This window comes from bacterium (genome assembly GCA_040753555.1).
Lineage (GTDB): Bacteria > UBA9089 > UBA9088 > UBA9088 > UBA9088 > JBFLYE01.
This window is the reverse complement of the sequence record JBFMDZ010000276.1, coordinates 1-2,338: the sequence shown is the minus strand read 5'-3', so window position 1 is coordinate 2,338 and position 2,338 is coordinate 1. Positions and strand designations below refer to the sequence as shown.

The following is a 2,338-nucleotide window of genomic DNA, read 5'->3' as shown; positions in this document are numbered from 1 at the left end:
AAAAAACAAAGAAGAAAAAACCAAAGGGAAAGGCAAAAATCACTATAAATATAGAAGGATAGAGAAGATAAAAGAAAAAAATGATGATTTTTAATGTGTTTAAGTTTTTACCGAGAATTACTACTTTAGAGTGGTTAGGTTTAACCCCCTCATTATTTTACACTTTTTCATCTTGAAAAAAGGATAATTATTTCGGCGTCTTCTTGTCAAGAACTTTTTTGCATTCTTCAAGGTATCTTTTTGCTTGGTTGTTTTGAAGGTCAATTTGCAGTACTTTCTGAAACTCATTGATTGCTCTTTCAAAATTGTCGCTATAAAAATAGACTGAACCTAATATAAAATGTGCCTCTTGGGAAGAAGAATTGAATTTTACTAATTTTTCAGCTCTTTTAATTACCTCCTCTTTGCAATTCTTCCTTCCGAAAAGAAAGATTCTTCCTCCTCTTGGTTCATCAGTAAACAATACCCGAAATCCCTGATTCTTTAAAAACCTATCCAGTTCTTTTTCAATTTCTTCGCCCGACCCCCAAGTCTGAACCCAACCTTCCTTTACACCATAAGTATTTATAACCACATAATCTGCCTTCTCATAGGAGGGAAAAAGATAGAAAAAAGTTTTTCTTTGAGAGAAGTGAGCAACTATGTTATCAACTACAGAAATAGTTCTTTCATTTGGGACTATCTTTTTTAATGTTTCAAACAAGTTTCCTTTTCTCTTTATCTTGCAATATTCCTTAAGCTTCTCTTTGGAAATAGATAAAATTACTTGATGGTTATCTGGATTATAAGATGCAGGATTATAACAACGATCAGTGATTGGAGTTAGTAGTTTCATCCCAAAAAAGTAGTTTGAAAGAAAGGCTATGATTAAGATGTAAATAGAGAGACTAAAAGCAAGATGGGGCCATCTCTTTAACAAAATGAAACATCCATAGCCGGCAGAGATTATAGCAAAAGGTAAAATGGGAGCAGAATACTGCCAACCAAGAAGGAATTGATATGGAAAGATGGATAAGAAATGCAAAATAATCTCAGGAAGGCTGATTAAGATTACAGGGCTAAAGATAGAAAGAAGGCCAAGAGGAAGGATAAGCAAAATAATTGTAGCAAGCTTTTCATTGGCTAGAAAGAAAAGTACCTCTGATATATTTTGAGGGTTAAAGATAAGGTTTTTGATAATTTCAGATGGGCTTTTTCCAAGGTTAAATCTTCCAAAATGCTTGTAGGTTGAGTCTACCATTGTGGTTGCTGTTTCTTTTTTGATATAAGGCATTAGAATAGATACAGAGATGTATACCCAAAATATTCCAATGATAAATGTAATAATGCCAATCTTTTTATTTATCTTAAAAAAGGAATAGATACCAAGGGCTGTGGTTATTAAAGAAACATCCTCCTTGACCATTAAGGAGAAAAAGAGAAAGATAAAGTAAAACCACCAAATTCTTCTTTGTAGAAAATAGAATGTAAATAGGAGAAAGAATGGGGCAAGGCAGATTTCGTGGAATTCAAAAAGGTTTACCCTTGAGATAAATGGATGGAAAAGATAGGCAAAGGAGAATGATAAACTCAATAGATTATGCTTTAATTTATCCTTTGCAATAAGAAATATAGGGATTGCTCCTATTCCAAGAAATAGGCTTTGTAAGATTAAGAGCATCCTTGGGTCTTGCCAGATAAAATAAAATGGTGCAAGGATAAGAAGCATAGGTGAGAAATGCTCACCAAGGAAGTTATAGCCCAATGTTACAGAAGTATTAAGAATTCTTCCCTCTATTGTATTCCATATCGCCTCATCAAATACAGCTAAATCATGATGGCCGGTATGAAAAGCATTGTATTGAATAATGGAAAGATAGGAATAAACAGCAATATAAATGGATGTTAAGAAAAGAAGGATAAGCCAAGTTGCAATCTTTGGAATGTCTTTGTTTAAATTGAGCAATTGGGCATTAAGAAAGACAAATGTGCTTATCAAAAAGATAAGAAAAAAGACCTTCCAGATAGAGAAGGGAAGGCTTTTATAAAGAAGAAATCCAATAATTAGTAAGACATTACCCAGAATAACAAGTACTATTCTCTTTTTATCTTTCATCCCTTTTGCTTTATCCCCTTTCCTTTTCACAATCTCAATTATATCCTGTCTTTATTCAAAAGTCAATCGTTAAGCTATGCAAATAAACCCCAAAAGACACAAACAAAACAAGAAGCCCAAATATGTAATCCTTTGTCTTAAATGGCTCTTTATTTTTTACCATACCATTCTTAATCCATTTAACCCCACTAGGTAATCCTCATACTCTAAGTTTGTAGAAACTCCGTATTCCTTAAATATATC

General features: G+C 32.8%; 1 protein-coding gene. It reads right to left on the bottom strand.

Annotation, left to right across the window (positions count from 1 at the left end; all coding sequences use genetic code 11):
* Nucleotides 1-187: 187 nt before the first annotated feature.
* On the bottom strand, nucleotides 188-2,125 hold the full coding sequence (locus AB1630_12430; GenBank protein MEW6104598.1) for a DUF2079 domain-containing protein: 1,938 nt from the start codon (nucleotides 2,123-2,125) through the stop codon (nucleotides 188-190).
* Nucleotides 2,126-2,338 lie beyond the last annotated feature (213 nt).